This window comes from Curtobacterium sp. PsM8 (assembly GCF_030433875.1).
GTDB lineage: Bacteria > Actinomycetota > Actinomycetes > Actinomycetales > Microbacteriaceae > Curtobacterium.
Genome location: NZ_JARUXD010000013.1, coordinates 34,590 through 51,178 on the forward strand (window position 1 = coordinate 34,590; position 16,589 = coordinate 51,178).

At 72.2% G+C, this 16,589-nt stretch carries 11 protein-coding genes and 1 other RNA gene; 3 read left to right on the forward strand and 9 right to left on the reverse strand.

The features are described 5' to 3' along the window. Positions 1-88 precede the first annotated feature (88 nt). Together ssrA and QCD68_RS04835 are read left to right on the forward strand one after the other, a co-directional pair. Positions 89-465, forward strand: a transfer-messenger RNA (tmRNA) gene (gene ssrA, locus QCD68_RS04830). 148 nt (positions 466-613) lie between these two features. Continuing rightward, a complete protein-coding gene (locus QCD68_RS04835; RefSeq protein ID WP_301222219.1) occupies positions 614-1,471 on the forward strand; it encodes a hypothetical protein in 858 nt (285 codons plus the stop codon). A 79-nt stretch (positions 1,472-1,550) separates the two neighbouring features. On the opposite strand, the gene QCD68_RS04840 is transcribed toward QCD68_RS04835, so the two are convergent. The 8 genes from QCD68_RS04840 to QCD68_RS04875 all read right to left on the reverse strand — a co-directional run bounded on the left by QCD68_RS04840 (position 1,551) and on the right by QCD68_RS04875 (position 11,863). Next, a complete protein-coding gene (locus tag QCD68_RS04840) occupies positions 1,551-2,855 on the reverse strand; it encodes an LLM class flavin-dependent oxidoreductase (protein WP_301222220.1) in 1,305 nt (434 codons plus the stop codon). Continuing rightward, positions 2,852-4,249, reverse strand: a complete 1,398-nt coding sequence (locus QCD68_RS04845) for an O-acetylhomoserine aminocarboxypropyltransferase/cysteine synthase family protein (protein ID WP_301222221.1) — start codon at positions 4,247-4,249, stop codon at positions 2,852-2,854. Before QCD68_RS04845 ends, QCD68_RS04840 begins: the two co-directional genes overlap by 4 nt. Positions 4,250-4,379: 130 nt before the next feature. Beyond that, on the reverse strand, positions 4,380-5,099 hold the full coding sequence (locus QCD68_RS04850; protein ID WP_301222222.1) for a M50 family metallopeptidase: 720 nt from the start codon (positions 5,097-5,099) through the stop codon (positions 4,380-4,382). Between the two features lie 31 nt (positions 5,100-5,130). Further along, the gene (locus tag QCD68_RS04855) at positions 5,131-5,943 is read right to left on the reverse strand and encodes a hypothetical protein (RefSeq protein ID WP_301222223.1); all 813 of its coding nucleotides are present in this window, start codon (positions 5,941-5,943) and stop codon (positions 5,131-5,133) included. A 1-nt stretch (position 5,944) separates the two neighbouring features. Beyond that, positions 5,945-7,570, reverse strand: coding sequence for a polysaccharide deacetylase family protein (locus QCD68_RS04860; protein WP_301222224.1), 1,626 nt, complete (start codon positions 7,568-7,570; stop codon positions 5,945-5,947). Then, the gene (gene glmS / locus QCD68_RS04865; protein ID WP_301222225.1) at positions 7,567-9,396 is read right to left on the reverse strand and encodes a glutamine--fructose-6-phosphate transaminase (isomerizing); all 1,830 of its coding nucleotides are present in this window, start codon (positions 9,394-9,396) and stop codon (positions 7,567-7,569) included. The genes QCD68_RS04860 and glmS overlap by 4 nt, the downstream gene beginning before the upstream one ends. A gap of 2 nt (positions 9,397-9,398) precedes the next feature. After that, entirely contained in the window at positions 9,399-10,439 is a 1,041-nt protein-coding gene (locus QCD68_RS04870) for an NAD-dependent epimerase/dehydratase family protein (RefSeq protein ID WP_221850111.1), read from the reverse strand. 11 nt (positions 10,440-10,450) lie between these two features. Next, positions 10,451-11,863, reverse strand: a complete 1,413-nt coding sequence (locus tag QCD68_RS04875) for a nucleotide sugar dehydrogenase (RefSeq protein ID WP_301222227.1) — start codon at positions 11,861-11,863, stop codon at positions 10,451-10,453. 385 nt (positions 11,864-12,248) lie between these two features. Here QCD68_RS04875 and QCD68_RS04880 point away from each other — a divergent pair, with 385 nt between their 5' ends. Beyond that, positions 12,249-13,553, forward strand: a complete 1,305-nt coding sequence (locus QCD68_RS04880) for a glycosyltransferase (protein ID WP_301222229.1) — start codon at positions 12,249-12,251, stop codon at positions 13,551-13,553. An 80-nt stretch (positions 13,554-13,633) separates the two neighbouring features. Here QCD68_RS04880 and QCD68_RS04885 read toward each other — a convergent pair whose 3' ends face one another. Then, a complete protein-coding gene (locus QCD68_RS04885; protein ID WP_301222230.1) occupies positions 13,634-16,333 on the reverse strand; it encodes a helix-turn-helix transcriptional regulator in 2,700 nt (899 codons plus the stop codon). Between the last annotated feature and the right edge of the window lie 256 nt (positions 16,334-16,589).

Consider the following 16,589-nt stretch of genomic DNA (forward strand, 5'->3'; position numbering starts at 1 on the left):
TAGACTGAACAGCTGCCTGGCCCGGACGGACTCCGGAGCAGGCGTGGTAACTCAACAGCGTGACAGCGGCTCGCACGTCGGCCTGCATGGGGATGATCGGTTTCGACATTGCCTGTGTGCCGACGGGAAGCGGGCCGAGGACCCACGGTCATCTCGTCAACGATCCGTGGAAACCAACAAGTGCCAATTCCAAGCGCACTGACTTCGCTCTCGCTGCGTAAGCAGCCCAGCACATGAAGTCCGTCGGCCAGGTGATCGTCTTCTAACCTGAGTTCCGGCGTCATCCAGAGGACTTGCTGCACGGTTGCGCCTCAGGGCCGTGCGGGACTTGCACTGAGACTGGGCCTGTCGTCCGAGAAGCCGGTAGCAACGGACGGGGCCGAGCAGAACGAACATCCGGATACGCCCGTAGAAGACGTCGAATTGCAGCGATGGACGGGGGTTCGATTCCCCCCATCTCCACCACCTGCCGATCGTCGGACCGCTGTCACGTGAGTAGCCATCGAAGGCCCCGCATCGTCCCCGGACGGTGCGGGGCCTTCGGCATGCCCGGGCCATCTGCATGCTCGGGCCTTCGGCATGCCCGGCGGAGGGGACTACGCTCCGAGGCACGGTGCCGCAGCCCGTCGGCATCGTCCCGAACGAGAGGTACACCGTGCAGGAGATCGCGATCCGAGTCCGTCTGCGGGAGCAGGACCGTCTGGGCCTGGCCGAGTACGAGCGCATCGTGGGCTCCGTCGCCTCGGTCGCCGCCGTGGTCGCCTGGCTGCCGACGCCCGATGCCCGGTTGGTGCTGCGCGGGCGTGGTGCCGAACCGGTCCGGCTCGAGACGATGTCCTACGGCACGGTGTTCGAGATGCTCGTCGTGATGGACCAGCGCACCCCGGGCGTCGAGCGGGCGGCAGCTGCGGTGGCGGCGCTGCTGGAGTCGGTCCGGCACGAGCGCGTCGAGGACGACGTCGCCGGCATCGCGGGCGAGCTCGACCGGCTTGACCGTTCCGCGCCGCGTGGCCGCTCGGTACCCGAACGGGCGCTCCGGACGTTCCTCGAGGGTGCCCGTGCGGACGCGCTGGCCCGGAAGTCGACGACGCGACTCCGTGCCGCGCAGTCGCTCCTGCGGCTCGCGGAGTCCGGTGCCGAGGTGCTGGTCGAGCGGGTCGAGGACGCCCTCACCCCGGTCGTCAGCGAGCAGGCCGTCGACGTCCTGGCGGACACCGGTTCAGCTGTCGTGGTCGAGCCCGTCGACGGCGTCGAGCCCGTCGGCGTCGAGCCCGTCGCGCCCGAGCCTGAGCAGCCGAAGAAGAAGAACGACGACGAGAAGTCGTCGAAGAAGAAGAAGTCGAAGAAGAAGGACGACGACAAGAAGGACAGCAAGAAGAAGGACAGCAAGAAGTCGTCGAAGAAGAAGGACGACAAGAAGAAGGACGACAAGAAGAAGGACGACAAGAAGAAGGACGGCAAGAAGAAGTAGGCCGCAGAACGCAACCCCGGCGTCGAGACGCACCGCTGTCGCGTGCCGTCCTGACGCCGGGGTTGCGTTCCGCGAGAGGTCAGAAGTCGAACAGGTTGGTGCGGAGACCGCCCTCGCCGTACTCACGACGGAGGATCCCGCGCTGCCGGAGCACCGGCACCAGGTCACCGAGCATCCGGTACACCTGCGCCGGGTGCAGGTCGCCGGACAGGATCACCCCGTCGTTGTCGGCGTCCGACCCGAGCTCGTCGATGAAGTCCGCGAACTCGTCCGCCGTCCCGACGAAGCCCGAGCGGTCGGCGACCCGTCCGAGCTGGGCCTTGCGGGTGAGCAGTTCGCGCAACGGGGCGTCCGGCGTGTCCCCGAGGAGCCCACGGACGGTACCGGCCGAAACGTGGTCGGCGAAGGTGCCCTCGGGGATGGGTGCGTCGAGGTCGAGGGCGAGCAGGTCGGTCTCCGAGTCGCTCGACCACGCCAGCGCGACGGTGCGCAGGGCCTCGTCCGACGGGTGCCGGGACGCCTCGACGATCCGGTCGGCCTCGTCAGGCGAGGACACCACGACGGGCTTGAGGACGAACAGGACACGCAGGTCCTCCGGTCGCCGTCCGACCTCGGCTGCGGCGGCGTGCACCTTCGCCCGGTAGGCGGCGACCGCGGTGGCCGACAGGGGAGCGAGGGCGAGCTGCACGTCGGAGTGCGTCCCGGCGAAGCCCAGTCCTCGACCGGAGCCGCCGGGGGAGACCACGACGGGGTCGGACTCGAGGGGCAGCGCGTTGAGGGGGCCCGCGGTCCGGAAGTACTCGCCGTCGTGCTGGAACGCATCGAGTTCGGCGCCGTCGGCGAAGTGCCAGTCGGACTCGGACTGCAGGTGCCCGGAGCCCCACGAGTGCCAGAGTCGGCGGAGCAGCCCCATCCACTCCTCGGCGCGGTCGTAGGCGGCGTCGTGCGGCAGCGGGTCGAGGCCGGCGTGCCGGGCGCTACCCACGTCGGTGACGACGTTGACGCCGAGCCGGTCCGACGACAGGTGCGCGAGCGTCGCCAGCTGTCGGGCGGCCAGGTACGGCGGGGTGACGCCCGCGTTCACGGTCGGTGCGATGCCGATGTGCCGGGTAGCGGCGAACAGCCACGGGGCGAGCAGCAGCGGGTCGTGCTTCGGCCCGCCGTACGCCTGCCGGATGCGCAGGTCGAGGGTCGACGGGTTGCCGAGGGAGATCGCGTCCTCGGCGATGACCAGGTCGAGTCCGGCGTCCTCGAGGGCCCGCACCGACTGCTGGTACAGCTCCGGCTTCGTCCAGTCGTGTCCCCAGTGCCAGTCCGCGCGACCCCACGCCTGCGGGCCGAACCCGCGCGAGAAGAAGTACCCGACATGCTGCATCCGGGTCATCGGCCGGCCCCGTCGAGCACGGTGACGGACGTGACGGAGGCGGGGCGTGCCTCCCGGCCGACGACCGACGCGACCGACGCGACCGACGCGTCCGACGCGACCGCGCGGACCGCGGCGAACCCGCGTTCCAGGTCGCGGAGCAGGTCGGCGACGTCCTCGATGCCGATCGACAGGCGGACGAGCCCGTCACCGATGCCCAGCGCGGCCCGCTCGGCGGCCGTCCGCCCGGCATGGGTGGTCGTCGCGGGGTGCAGCACCAGCGACCGCACGTCGCCCAGGTGGGTCATCCGGCTGAACAGCTCGACCGCGTCGATGAACGCGTGGGCGGCCGCCTCGCCGCCGGCGAACGTGAACGCGAAGACGGACCCGGCCCCACGGGGCAGGTAGCGCCGGGCGAGGTCGTGGTACGGACTGGAGGCCAGACCCGCGTGGTCGACGCTCGTCACCTCGGGCTGCGCCTCCAGCCACGTCGCGACCGTCAGCGCGTTCGCCACGTGCCGCTCGACGCGGAGCGACAGCGTCTCGATTCCCTGCCGGAGGAGGAACGCGTTGAAGGGGGAGGGCGTCGGGCCGATCCGGGAGGCGACGACGTCCCGCGCGTAGGCGAGGAACGCACCGGTGCCGGCGCGGTCCACGTAGCTGGCACCGCCGAGGGCCCGGTCGGGCTGGGTGAGGTGCGGCCAGCGTTCCGGGGTGGCGGTCCAGTCGAACCGTCCGCCGTCGACGACGACGCCGCCGAGCCCCGAACCGTGTCCGGACAGGAACTTCGACGCGGAGTGGACCACCACGTCGGCGCCGTGCTCGACGGGTTGCACGAGGTACGGGGTCGCGAGCGTGTTGTCGACGACGAGCGGGACGCCGGCGCGGTGGGCGACCTCGGCGACGCCAGCGATGTCGAGGACGTCGTTCTTCGGGTTCGGGATCGTCTCGGCGAAGAACAGCTTCGTCTCGGGTCGGACGGCGGCGGCCCAGGCGTCGAGGTCCCGGGCGTCGGTGACGAAGTCGACGTGGATGCCGAGCCGGCCGAGGTTCTGCAGCAGCAGCCCGCGGGTGCCTTCGTAGATGCTGGCGGCGCTGACCACGTGGTCGCCCGCGGCGAGGAGTCCGAGGAAGGCGACCGTCGCGGCCGCCTGACCGCTGCTCACCAGGAGCGCGTCGGCTCCCCGCTCGAGCAGGGCGATGCGCCGCTCGACGTCGGCGTTCGTCGGGTTGCCGAGCCGGGTGTACGTGTAGCCGTCGTCGGTGCCGGCGAACCGGTCGCGGGCCTGGGCGGCGTCCTCGAACAGGAAGCCGGAGGACATGTGGATCGCGGGCACTCGGGCGCCGTGGGCGGTGTCGGGCAGGAAACCGCCGTGCACCTGTTCGGTCGCGAAACCGGGTCGTTCGTCCGTCATGCGTCCACCTCCGTGCCGGGTCGTCCGGCCGCTCGGGCGTCCGGTCGTTGCGCCGTACTCTCGCAGGCTCGGAGTGGTCCCGCGTCGAATGCGGCGTCGGGTTACGGCGACGCTGTGCGCGGTCGGCGGGCTAGGAGCCGACGAGCGCCCGGATGCCGGTGAGGACGGTCTCGCCGACGGCCAGCAGTGGGCCACGGGCCGCCCACACCGCGACGCCGTTGCCCGCCAGGAACAGCACGAACCAGACGACCGCGGGCAGACGCATCTCGGCGGCCGCGATGTGGAAGTCGGTCTGCACCCGTGCCCCGGTGAACAGCCACCGGACGACCTGCAGGAGCGAGCGCAGTCCGTCGACGAGGAGCGCGGCGCCGAGGGCCGCGACGACCAGCAGGGTCAGGTCCGACGGGCGGACGGCGACCCACACGGCGAGCGCGTCGAACCCGATCACCACGAGCAGCCCGAACCAGTTCCGGACGAACAGGAGCGCGACCAGGCCCACGACGCCGAGCACGGCGACGGGCAGCCAGGGCGAGCCGACCACCGCTCCGGTGACGAGCAGGACACCGGCCCAGATCGGTGCGCTGTAGCCGGCGAACAGGTTGAGCAGCCGCACCAGCCAGCGGACCGCTCCGGGGACGCGGCCGAGCTGCACCCAGGCCTCGCCGGAGCCGTCCGGGTGCAGGTCGATGCGGCGGACACGGCCACCGAAGGGGACCACGACGACGCAGTGCCCGACCTCGTGCACGATCGTCGCGGCCAGGCGGGCGATCCGGCCGAGGAACGGCACGAGGGGGAGCACGGCGCCGATGAGCAGGGCGGCGAACACGGCGGAGGCGGGCAGGGAGGTCAAGCCGACATCGTGGCAGACCGTCCTCGGCGGTTCACTGGGAGACCTGGCTGGTCGTGATCACCCGGCGCCAGGGGCCGTTCGGGACCTTGTCGGCCTCGATGAACCGCCAGGCGATCCGGTCGTCCTCGCCGTCGAGTTCGGCGTAGTGCAGGCAGCCGTTCAGCGCGGGGGAGACGTCCACCCCGGCGCCGTTGTACCGCTTGTTGGCGGGCCGCGCGTTCGTGGAGCCGAAGACGTAGGCGCTGTCGTGGTACGTGCCGGGGCCTGCGTCCTGGACCTGGCCGTAGCAGGTGCGTCCGTCCTTGGTGAGCTGGACCCACCGGTTCTTGAGGTAGCTGAAGCCGTCGTCGCCGCGGTGCTTCCGGTAGGCGGTGTCGCCGGCCCAGGGCACCGTCCTGTCGCGGTCACGGAAGCCGATGCGGTCGTTGACGTCGTCGTACGGCACGTCGAGGTAGAACGGGTTCTCCTTCGGCTTCATGTGCACCGGGAAGTACCCGTTGCCGGCGGTGCGGCGTTCGGTCTGGCAGGTGCGCTTGACGATCACACCGTCGCAGCCGCCGTAGCTGCCCTGCCAGTCGTCGTCGTAGGTCGAGTAGACCTGGCTGCCGTCGTCGGCGTCCGGGTCGAACACCTCGCCGACCCAGAACGTGGTGGAGACGATCCTGGTGTGCCACGGGTAGGTGCGGGCCACCGCTCCACCGCCGGACGGGCTGCCGCAGCCGGCGAGGACCGCGGTGAGCGCGAGCGTGCTGACGAGGGCTGCCGCCCTGCGCAGCCGGACGCCCCGGCCCCGGGAGCCGCGGAGGCGGGTCTTCCGGGGTCGGGGCTGGGGTGTCGTCCGCACGTCACCGGCCGATCGTGCCGGGCGCTGCGGGCGCTGCCGTCGCTGCCGGTGCGGCGGGCGCCGCCGGGGCGGGCACCGACGGTCCGGCGGGCGCCGCCGGGGTGTCGAGCGGGCTCGCCATGCCCGACGTGTCGAGCTGCCCGAGGACCGCACGGGACCGGACGGCCAGGGCGTCGACGGCCGGGGCGATCCGACTGACGCTGCTGCTCGTCTTCGCCGACGTGGTCGCGCTGTTCGTCGTCGTCGTGGTGGTCGCGAGCGGCGGCGCACCGACCGTGTCGTAGGCGGCGACGTCGTCGGTGGTCAGCGTGCCGTTGGTGAACAGGTTCAGGCCGAAGCTGATGCCGTTGAACCCGGCCGGGATCTGGTCCGTCGTCCACACCGCCTGGGTCCACGTGGTGGCCGAGGCGTACCAGGGGCTCGAGGTCCAGTAGTGCCACGACCCGGTGGTCGAGTCGCGCAGGTAGACCGTGAACTGCGTCACCGTGTTCGCCTTGTAGTACTCGCGGAGCGAGTACGTGTGGCCGGCGACGACGGTGGGGGCGCAGTCGCCGAGGTCGAACGTCGGCAGCCACTTGGCGTCGCCGTCCGTGTAGTCGCTGACGGTGAGCGACGTCGCCTTGGTGGTGGTGCCGGTCCGACCCGGGCTGACGGTGCTGAACGCCGCCGTGTTCGACCCGTACCCGCCGTACTGCCAGCACTTCTGACCGCTCGGGCTGGTGGTGGAGGAGGTCTGGAAGGACGGGTTCTGCACGGCGTTGACGCCGGGTGCCGCCGGGCCGGGGACCGGTGACTGCACGACCGGCTGCACCGGGGTGCCGACCGCGTCGCCGACCGTCTTGACGGTGGTGGCGTTCGCCGGGTCCGCCGAGTACGCGGCGAGCCACTGGGCGAACTGCGCGAACAGGGCCGGTGAGGTCGTCGGGTCGAGCGAGGTGTCGTCGCTGATGTGGTGGAAGGTGAGCTGCACCCAGCCGCCCCTGTCGGTCTTCGCCTGGGTGACCTGCTTCTGCAGGTCGGCCAGGGTCCAGTCCGCCTCGACCTGGCTCGGTGCCCGGGTCAGCATGGCGTTGCGGGGCGGCAGGGTCTCCGCCGTGACGCAGCCGGTGCAGTCGTACGGGGTCTGCACGTCGCCGAGGCCGCGGGCGCTGGTGTACCCGCAGGCGCGGACGGCGTCGCGCGTCTTCGTGGTCGACTCCGCGAAGGGGTAGGCGAAGCTCCGGACGGTGTAGCCCCACGACGAAAGAGTGGCACGCGACTGGCAGGCCTGCCGCTGCGCCTCGGCCTGGGACAGCGCCGACATGTCGGGGTGGGTGACGCTGTGGCCACCGATCTCGTTGCCGGCGGCCGCGAGGGTCGCCAGGTCCGACTGCTGCATGTAGCCGGGGGCGTTGAGGTACCCGGTGATGATGTAGAACGTGCCGGTCAGGCCGTTCTGCTGCAGCACCTGCGCGGCCGGCATCTGGTCGGCGTCGCCGTCGTCGAAGGTCAGGCTGACCGTGACGGGCTTCGTGACCGTCGCGGCGCGTGCCGGGGCGGCTCCGAGGAGACCCGTGACGACGATCGCCACGGCCGCCAGGACGGCGAGGATCACCGTCAGGCGGTTGAAGGACTGGTCCTTCGTCATTCGACCGTCACCGACTTCGCGAGGTTGCGGGGCTTGTCCACGTCGCAGCCGAGCTGCAGCGCGAGCTCGCGGGCGAGCATCTGGAGGGGGACGACGGACTCGAGCGGCCCCCAGAGCGACATGCCCTGGTCGGTCACGTCGGTCCGTCGGGAGAGCAGCCGGCCGGCGTCGCGACCGAGCGCGGGCACGTCGGCGCCGGCACCACCGATGGTGATGACGAAGCCACCGCGGGCGCGGACCTCGGCGACGTTCGCCTGGATCTTGTGCGCACCGTTGTCGACGACGACCACGGGGGTGCCGTCGGTGACGAGTGCGAGCGGGCCGTGCTTGAGCTCGCCGGCCGGGTAGGCCTCGGCCCACCGGTAGGACAGCTCCTTGAGCTTGAGCGCACCCTCGGCAGCGAACGGGAGGCCCGCCCCGCGTCCCAGGAACAGGAACCCGGAGGCGTCGCGCACGCTCGAGACGAGCAGCGGGATCCGGTCGAGGGACGCTTCGGCCGCGCCGGCCAGGAGGCCCGGCAGCCGCTGCATGTCGCCCACGAGCGCCAGTGCACGCGAGCGGTCGATCCGGCCGGACGCCACCAGAGCGGAGATCATCGCCGAGACGCCGACGACGACCTGCGCCGTGAACGTCTTCGTCGCGGCGACGCCGATCTCCGGACCGGCGTGGCAGTCGAGCACCGCGTCGGCACGACGGGCGAGCGACGAGTGCAGGTTGTTCGTCAACGCGAGCACCTGGTACCGGTCCGCGAACCGGTCGAGCGCACGGAGCACGTCCGCGGTCTCGCCCGACTGGCTGATCGCGACGACCAGGGTGCCGGGCGTCAGGACGGCCTGGTCGGCCTCGCTGGCGACGACGGTGTCGGTGGGGACACCGCCGAGTCCGCGGAGCGCGGTCGCGATGACCTGCCCGGCGTTCAACGAGGTCCCGCACGCCACGACGGCGACGCGCTCGAACGGCGCGAGCCCGAGGCCGCGCCACATCGAGCCGTCGACCGCGCGTCCGGCGATCCGGTCGAGGATCTCCGCGACGACGGCGGGCTGCTCCTCGATCTCCTTCGCCATGTGGTCGGTGTGGTCACCGAGCTCGAGCGCCTCGGCGGCGAACGGCGACGGCGTCGCGAACGGCACCGCCACGACCTCGCCACGGGAGGACCAGGTCCAGCTCTCGCCGAGCTCGACGACGTCCCCGTCCCGGAGCGCCACGAAGGTCTCCGCCCACGTGGCGATCGCACCGATGTCGCTCGCGACGAAGTCACCGCGGGCGGCACGGGCCACCACGAGCGGGGACCGGTCGGCCGCGACGACCATCCGGCCGTCGCGGGCGTCGAGGACCACGATGGCCCAAGAGCCCTCGAGCTGCGCGGTCGCGATCTGCACCGCGAGCATCAGGTCCGGGTCGACCGCCAGGGCACGCTCGACGAGGTGCGTGATGACCTCCGAGTCGACCTCGGACACGAACACGTGTCCCTGGGCGCTCAGCTGCTCGCGGAGCAGGTCCGCGTTCTCGATGATGCCGTTGTGCACGACGCTGATCCGACCGGAGCAGTCGGCGTGCGGGTGCGCGTTCGTCTCACGGACGGCGCCGTGGGTCGCCCAGCGGGTGTGGCCGATGCCGATGCCCGTGAACGGGTCACCGGAGCGGGCGGCGACCAGCGTGCGCAGGTCGCCGACGCGGGACACCGAACGGATCGTCTCGGTGCCGCCGGTGCTGGTGCGGACGGCGATTCCGGCCGAGTCGTAGCCGCGGTACTCCAGACGCTCCAGACCGTCCAGGAGGTACGGGGTGGCGTCGTCCGCCACCCGTGCCGCGATGATGCCGCACACGGCTAGACCGCCGCCGTCGCGCTCGCCGGGGCACCCGCCGTCGCACCCGCCGGGGCGGCGTCGGTGACGTCGTCGGCGACCGCGCGGGAACGCACGTCCTCCGCGACCAACCGGACCACGGCCTCCAGGGGGGTCACCGGGGCGAACCCGACGGCGGCCTCGGCACGCGTGTTGTCCGGGACACGACGGCGCATGTCCTCGTAGCCCTCGCCGTACGCCTCGTCGTAGGGGACGTAGGTGATCTGGCTGTCCGAACCGACGATGTCGATGACGAGCTCCGCCAGCTCGGCGATGCTGATCTCGCGCTCGCCGCCGAGGTTGAACGCCTCGCCGTAGGCCGCGTCGTGCTCGATGAGCGCGACCATCGCGGGGACGACGTCGCCGACGAACGAGAAGCAGCGCGACTGGACGCCGTCGCCGTACACGGTCAGCGGCTCGCCGCGGACGGCCTGGCCGACGAGGTTCGGGACGACCATGCCGTAGCGACCGGTCTGGCGCGGACCGACCGTGTTGAACGGACGGGCGATGGCGACCCGCAGGCCGTACTCCTTGAAGTAGGCGTGCGCGAAGGCCTCGTCGATGCCCTTCGCTGCGGCGTAGGTCCAGCGGGCCACGAGCGGCGAGCCGAGCACGCGGTCGGCGGTCTCGTGCAGCGCGTCGGCGGTGTTCTTGCCGTAGATCTCGCTGGTGGAGACGAGGAGCAGCTTCGCGCCGGCGGCGACACAGGCGTCCAGGACGTTCTCGCTGCCGTGGATGTTCGTGCGGAGCCCCTGCAGCGGGTGGTCCACGATGAGCTTCACGCCGACCGCGGCGGCCAGGTGGAAGACCCGGTCCGAACCGGCGACCAGGTCGGCGACGAGTTCACGGTCGAGGATGCTGCCCTCGACGACGCGCAGTCGCTCGTGTCCGGCGACGGCGGCCAGGTTGTCGGCACGGCCGGTCGAGAAGTCGTCGAGGACGACGACGTCGTCGCCGTCGGCGAGCAGGCGTTCGACGAGGTGGCTGCCGATGAACCCGGCACCTCCGGTGACGATGGACTTCATGGCGTTCCCTTTCAGAGGAGGATGCGGCCGGTGAGGTCCGCAGCCCGGTAGGTGGTGTCGATCACGAGCTGCTCGCCGGTGATCCAGGACAGGTCGGCGTCGGTGTGCCGGGTGTGCAGCAGCACGACGTCTGCAGCGAACGCGGCCTCGTCGACGACGTCGTCGAGGACCGTGCCGTCGTGCAGGCGGACCGAGTCGAAGCGGTGGTCGGCGAACCCGACCTCGGCACCGGCGGCGATCAGGCCCTCGAGGATCTCGAGCGCGGGGGACTCGCGGAGGTCCGCGACGTCACGCTTGTAGGCGATGCCGACGACGAGCACCCGGGCACCACGGAGGCCACGGCCCGCGTCCGAGAGGACCTCGCGGGTGCGGTCGACGACCCGACCCGGACGGGCTGCGATCTCGGTCATCGCCTGCGTGATCATCGGCGCGGCCTGTCGGTCGGCCTTGAGCTGCCAGAGCAGGTAGTGCGGGTCGCAGGGGATGCAGTGACCGCCGACGCCCGGGCCCGGCATGAACGCCATGAACCCGTACGGCTTCGTCGCCGCGGCGTCCACGACGTCCGCCACGTCGATGCCCATCGTCCGGCAGATGTCCGAGAACTCGTTCGCCAGCGCGATGTTCACCGCGCGGAAGGTGTTCTCGAGCAGCTTCGTCATCTCGGCCGCGGCGAGCGAGGGCACGCGGTGCACCCGGGCGTAGCGGCCGAGCATCTCGTCCGCGATCTCGGCGCACTCGGGCGTCGCCGCACCGAGCACACGCGGGACGTCCTCGTGCGCGACCGAGGCGTTGCCCGGGTCGATGCGCTCCGGGCTGAACGCGACGAACACGTCTCGACCCGGCAGCAGCCCACGCTCGGTGAGGGGCTGCACGAGCAGGTCGTCGGTGCACCCGACGTAGGTGGTGCTCGTCAGCATGAGGAGCTGCCCGGGGACGGCGTGCTCGACGACCGTCGCGGCGGCACCGCGGAGGATCGCCAGGTCCGGCACCAGGTACTCGTCGACCGGCGTCGGCACGCAGACGATCACGGCCGCCGCACGGGCGAGCATCGACGGGTCGTCGGTGAGGACGAAGTCGTCCGCCAGGAACGCCGACTCGAGCCGCACCCGGTCGTCGTCGAGCAGGTCGGCGCCGCGGGACCGGATCGTCTCCAGGCGGCGCTGCGACACGTCGAGGCCGACCACCGAGGTGCCCGAGTGGTGGTACGCCAGGGCCGTCGGGAGCCCGACGTAGCCGAGACCCACGATGGCCACGTCGAACTCGAAGCCGCGGGTCCCGCCGTGTGCGGTGGTGCCCCGGGTGAGCGGCACGCTGCTGCTCAGGGGGGCCGAGACGTCCGGGGACGTCGGGACGGTCGTCGTCGTCGGAGCGACCGGCGACGTGCGGACCGACAGGGCGTCGGACGGCGGAGGTGCGATGGACATGCGGGTTCCCCTCGGGTCGGGACACAACCGGGACGTCCCGGCAGGCACCGACCGCCGTCGGGTGGGAGCGCGGGATCGGGTGGGCCGTGTCCGGGCCACCGTCCGTCCCCGGATCAGGCGGGGGCGGACGGTGGCGGTCCGGGTGCGGCCGGTCGGGTACCGATCTCGGGTACGCGGTCCTGCCCCGATGACGGGGCCGGCGGTCGGTGCGTTGCCACCATCACGGGTCGGGCCACCCGCCGGCAACGCCACCGAGCCGGTCTTGCGGTGCCCCGCAGCACCGTGGCGGCGACTGCGGGGCCGCATGCGGACTCACGCAACCGCATGCGGCCCCGGGTGCGGGAATGCGGTGCGGAGTCTCCGCCGTGCCGCTTAGCGTCGCCCCATGCTCACGTTCGTCGTCGCCCTCGTGCTCGTCCTCGGCGTCAACACGATCCTCTGGACCACGGTCGGCGCGACCCGGGTCGTCACCGCCCGTCTGCACCGCGTCGGCGCCGACGGCCGCGGTCGTCGGGCCCACCGCCGCGGCATGCCGGCACCCGTCCCGCGGGGCTACCGACCGCCGACGACCGCCGACGTCGCCGTCCTCGTCGCCGCGCACGACGAGGAACTCGTCATCGAACGCACCATCCGCTCCGCGGCCGAGCACCTGCCACCCGAGCAGATCCTCGTCGTCTCCGACGGGTCCTCGGACCGCACCGTCGAGATCGCCCGAGCCGCCGGCGCCCAGGTGTACGACCTGCAGCCGAACCGCGGCAAGGCCGGTGCCATCGCGGCCGCCATCGAGCACTTCTCGATCCCGGAGCGCTTCGAGGTGATGATGCTCCTGGACGCCGACACCCACCTGTCCACCGACTACTTCACCACCGGGCTGCCGGAGTTCTCCGCCCCCGACGTCGTCGCCGTCGCCGGTCGCGCCACCACGATCCTGGAGCCCCGCGCACCCACCTTCTTCGGCCGCCTGCTCGTCGCCTACCGCGAACGCGTCTACGTCGCCGTCCAGTACCTGCAGAAGTTCGGCCAGGCCGCCCCCGCCGCCAACGTCGTCGCCATCGTCCCCGGCTTCGCCTCGATGTACCGCACCCGGATCCTCCGCGACATCGACATCACCGCCGAGGGTCTGGCCATCGAGGACTTCAACATGACGTTCGAGGTGCACGCCAAGGAACTCGGCCGCGTCGCGTTCCGCCCCGGCGCCGCCATCGCCTACACGCAGGACCCCGACACCCTCCGCGACTACGCCAAACAGGTCCGACGCTGGAACCTCGGCTTCTGGCAGACCCTCCGGCGCCACCGCTTCGGCCTCCGCCGCTTCGGACTCGCCACCGGACTGTTCGTGCTCGAGCTCCTGACGTCGAGCGTGATGATGCTCCTGCTACTGCCCGCGGTGGCGCTCGCCGGGACCGCTGCGGTCCTCGTGGCGCTCGGCATGGGCGCCGGGTTCCCGGACGCCGTGCTCGCCGTCGACCCGGTCACCGGGATCGTGGTCGGCGTGCTGCTGCCCGACTACCTGCTCACCATCGTCGTCGCGGTGGTCTCCCGCCGCGGCGTCTACGTCCTGTACGGCCTGACCTTCCCGCTCCTCCGGGTCCTCGACTCGTACCTGTGCCTCCGCGCCCTGTTCCTCGCCTTCCGCGGTGGTTCCAGCGGGGTCTGGCACAGCCCCACGCGGCGGGCGGCCACCGTCTGACACGGCGGGCGCGACCCCACGACGAACGGGAGGCCCGGTACCAGCTGGTACCGGGCCTCCCGTCTCGTCTGCGGTCGCGTCTACCCGAGCAGCGCCACCAGGTGCGAGCGCGAGCGCGCCCCGACCTTCCGGTAGATCTGCGTGAGTCGGAGCTCCACCGTCCGCTGCGACATGTACAGCGACGAGGCGATCTCGCGGTTCCGGTAGCCCTCCGTGACCTTCTGGACCACGGCCTGCTCCTCGGCGGTGAGCAGGGTGAGGACCGGCGTGCCGTCCGGTGCGCTCCGCGGCGTCGTCGGCGACGGCGTCGAGTCGAACTGCGACTGCCGGAGCGCCGACGACCCGACGGCCGGCGGCATCGCGGCGACGCCCTGCGGGGCGGCGAGCGGACGACGGAGCCCCGCTGCCTCGTAGGCCGCGGCGGACGCTGCCCCGAGCCGTGCGCGGTCCGGACCGGTGCCCGTCGACGCGAGCGCGGCGAGGGTCCGGGCGCGCTCGAACTGCGAGTCCGTGGGCTCGAACAGCTCGAGCGCACGGTGTCGTGCGGCCTCGCGGGTGGTGTCGTCGCTGACCAGGGCCAGACTCCGTGCCAGGACGAGGGCGCCCCAGCGCGACGGGTGTGCCCGGTGGTCGGCGGCGAGACGGGCCGTCGTGGTCCGCGCGTCGTCGGTCCGGCCGAGCCGCACGTACGCCTCGATCAGGTCGCCGAGGTGCCGGAGCACCGTCGGGTTCCGGACCGTCCGGCCGATCGCGTCGGCGGTCTCGAGTGCCGCCGCGGCTTCCTCGGCACGACCCTCGAACAGCAGGACCCGGCCACGGAACGCGTGCAGCTTCGCCGTCGCACCCCAGAGGCCGCTCGTGGAGCGGAGCGCGAGGCACCGGTCGAGCACCTCGAGGGTGGCCACCGGGCGACCCTCGAGGAAGTGCCGCCAAGCGATCGCGATGGCCCGCGAGGGCTCCCGCAGTCGCTCGACGACGCTCGACCCGGTCTCCCAGGCGTCGATCGCGCGGAGGGCGAGCCGGAAGTTGCCCGAGCGCACCTCGTTCTCCGCGGTCAGGTACCGGGCGGCCTCGACCCACACCGGAGCGGTGTGCGACGAGCGTGCCAGGACCAGCGCGAACACCCGGCGGGCACTGCGGTACCGCTCGGACAGGCTGAGCGCGTGGGCGAGCAGCAGCAGCGTCGGGTCGGAGAGGGCCAGCAGGCTGGTCGTCGCGAGACCGTCGTGCAAGTCCCGGTCCGGCGGCAGGTGTCCGTCGACCGCGGCGACCATCTGCCGTGCGGCCTGCAGGATCTGCGCCGTGTGCGGCGGCAGTGCCGACTCGAACGGTTCGGCACGCTGCAGCAGGTCGCGGGCGTGCTCCAGCTCCCAGGCCTCGGCCCGGAAGCTCGCGACCATGGCCAGGAGGCCCGTGACGGCCTCCGCCTCGGCGGCGTCGGTCGCGTCGGCGGGGACGAGCAGCTCGTCCGCCTCGACGGCCTCGCCGCTGAGGTACTGCACCGAGTAGTGCAGCCGCAGGCGGCGCACGTCGTCGAGGCGGGACCGGAACGGCGCGATCGCGGCGAGGTAGCGCGCTGCGTAGCCGAGCAGGCGGTGTGCGAGCAGGACCTCGGCGACCGCCAGGAGCGCCAGGTGCTCGCTCTCCGACCGGGTGCCGACGTGCAGCGCACGCTCGGTGAGCGTCACGGCCGCCGCGGCGTCGCCGTCCGCCGCGTACGCCAGGGCGGCGTGCAGCAGGGCGACGGCGTCCGGCAGGTCGTCCGTGAAGCTCCGGTGCCACGACGCCGCACGCGGGTCGTGGGCGGCTGCGGACGCGGCGAGCTCGGCGTGTGCCGCGCGGCGGTCGCGGGCCGTCATCCGCCAGTGCAGGAAGGAGCGCACGAGCGGGGAACGGACCGAGATCGACTGGCCGCGGACCGTGACGAGCCCGACGGACGCGAGGTCCTCGACGACGTCGCGGTCCCACTCCGGACCGCCCGCCTTCGTGACGGGGACCAGGGCGAGGCGGGCCAGGACGTCCAGATCGCGTCCGGGGACCGCCGCGACCACGGGTGCCACGATGCGGTCCGTCGTCGGGGTGGGACGCAGCGGCAGCACGAGGGGTTCGGTGCCGAGCAGCTGCTCACGGCGGAGCATGCCGAGCTGCTCACGGAGCACACCGGGGTTGCCGGCGGTCTGCTCGGCGATGACCGCCAGGACACCGTCGTTCGCGTCGTCGGCGGCCAGCTCCCGGGCGAGCAGCAGTGCCTCGTCCGGGTGCAGGGGCGCCAGGCGCAGCGACGGCAGGGCCGCGAGCGGGCTGTCCGACGGCACGGTCGCCACCGTGGCGACGACGCGGAGGGACGTCCCGACGAGTCGGCCGGCGAGGAACGCGATGAGCGTCTGGCTCGCCGCGTCCATCCGGTCGAGGTCGTCGATGAGCACCAGCGTCGGCGCCATCTGGAGGGTGCGCAGGGTGTCGAGGAGTTCGTGCGCCACGACGATGACCTGCGCGGGGTCCGCGTCGCGCACGGTCCCGAGGATCCGGGAGACGTGTGCGGCGGCCCGGGGGTCGTCGAGTGCGCTGAAGAGCGTCGTCACACCACCGAGCGGCCAGCGGGATTCGCTGCCGTTCACGCCGATGCGGACGACGGGGAGGGAGACGCGGCTGCTGGCCGCGTCGAGGACGCTCGTGCGTCCGGAGCCGGGATCGCCGACGACGACCAGCGCGGACTCCCGGGGGAGTACGGCGAGGGTCGTGATCCGGTCGACCTCAGTGCGTCGACCGGTGAGTTCCATCAGGACTCACCGGCCTCCGGCGCCAGGGACGGGGGAGCGTGACGCACCGGCGGGGAAGCCGGCGACGTGGGAGCCCGCAGCGGAGTGGGTGGCTCCGCGGAGGGTGGTGCCGGCGGACGACGGGTGGGTGGCCCGGTTCGCTGGCAGGGTCGACGTGTGGACAGATCGCGGATGACGAGCCTGGGTGGGCTCGGTTCCGCTCGGGAACGATGATGTCATCGTCTTGATCACCCCTCGGGTTAGGGTCTTCGGACGA

What these genes read in the sequence shown, in the direction of transcription:
- QCD68_RS04840 (WP_301222220.1), bottom strand. Translation starts at nt 2,855, where the DNA reads ATGACCCGGATGCAGCATGTCGGGTACTTCTTCTCGCGCGGGTTCGGC.
- QCD68_RS04845 (WP_301222221.1), bottom strand. Translation starts at nt 4,249, where the DNA reads ATGACGGACGAACGACCCGGTTTCGCGACCGAACAGGTGCACGGCGGT.
- QCD68_RS04860 (WP_301222224.1), bottom strand. Translation starts at nt 7,570, where the DNA reads ATGACGAAGGACCAGTCCTTCAACCGCCTGACGGTGATCCTCGCCGTC.
- QCD68_RS04870 (WP_221850111.1), bottom strand. Translation starts at nt 10,439, where the DNA reads ATGAAGTCCATCGTCACCGGAGGTGCCGGGTTCATCGGCAGCCACCTC.
- QCD68_RS04875 (WP_301222227.1), bottom strand. Translation starts at nt 11,863, where the DNA reads ATGTCCATCGCACCTCCGCCGTCCGACGCCCTGTCGGTCCGCACGTCG.
- QCD68_RS04880 (WP_301222229.1), top strand. Translation starts at nt 12,249, where the DNA reads ATGCTCACGTTCGTCGTCGCCCTCGTGCTCGTCCTCGGCGTCAACACG.
- QCD68_RS04885 (WP_301222230.1), bottom strand. Translation starts at nt 16,333, where the DNA reads ATGGAACTCACCGGTCGACGCACTGAGGTCGACCGGATCACGACCCTC.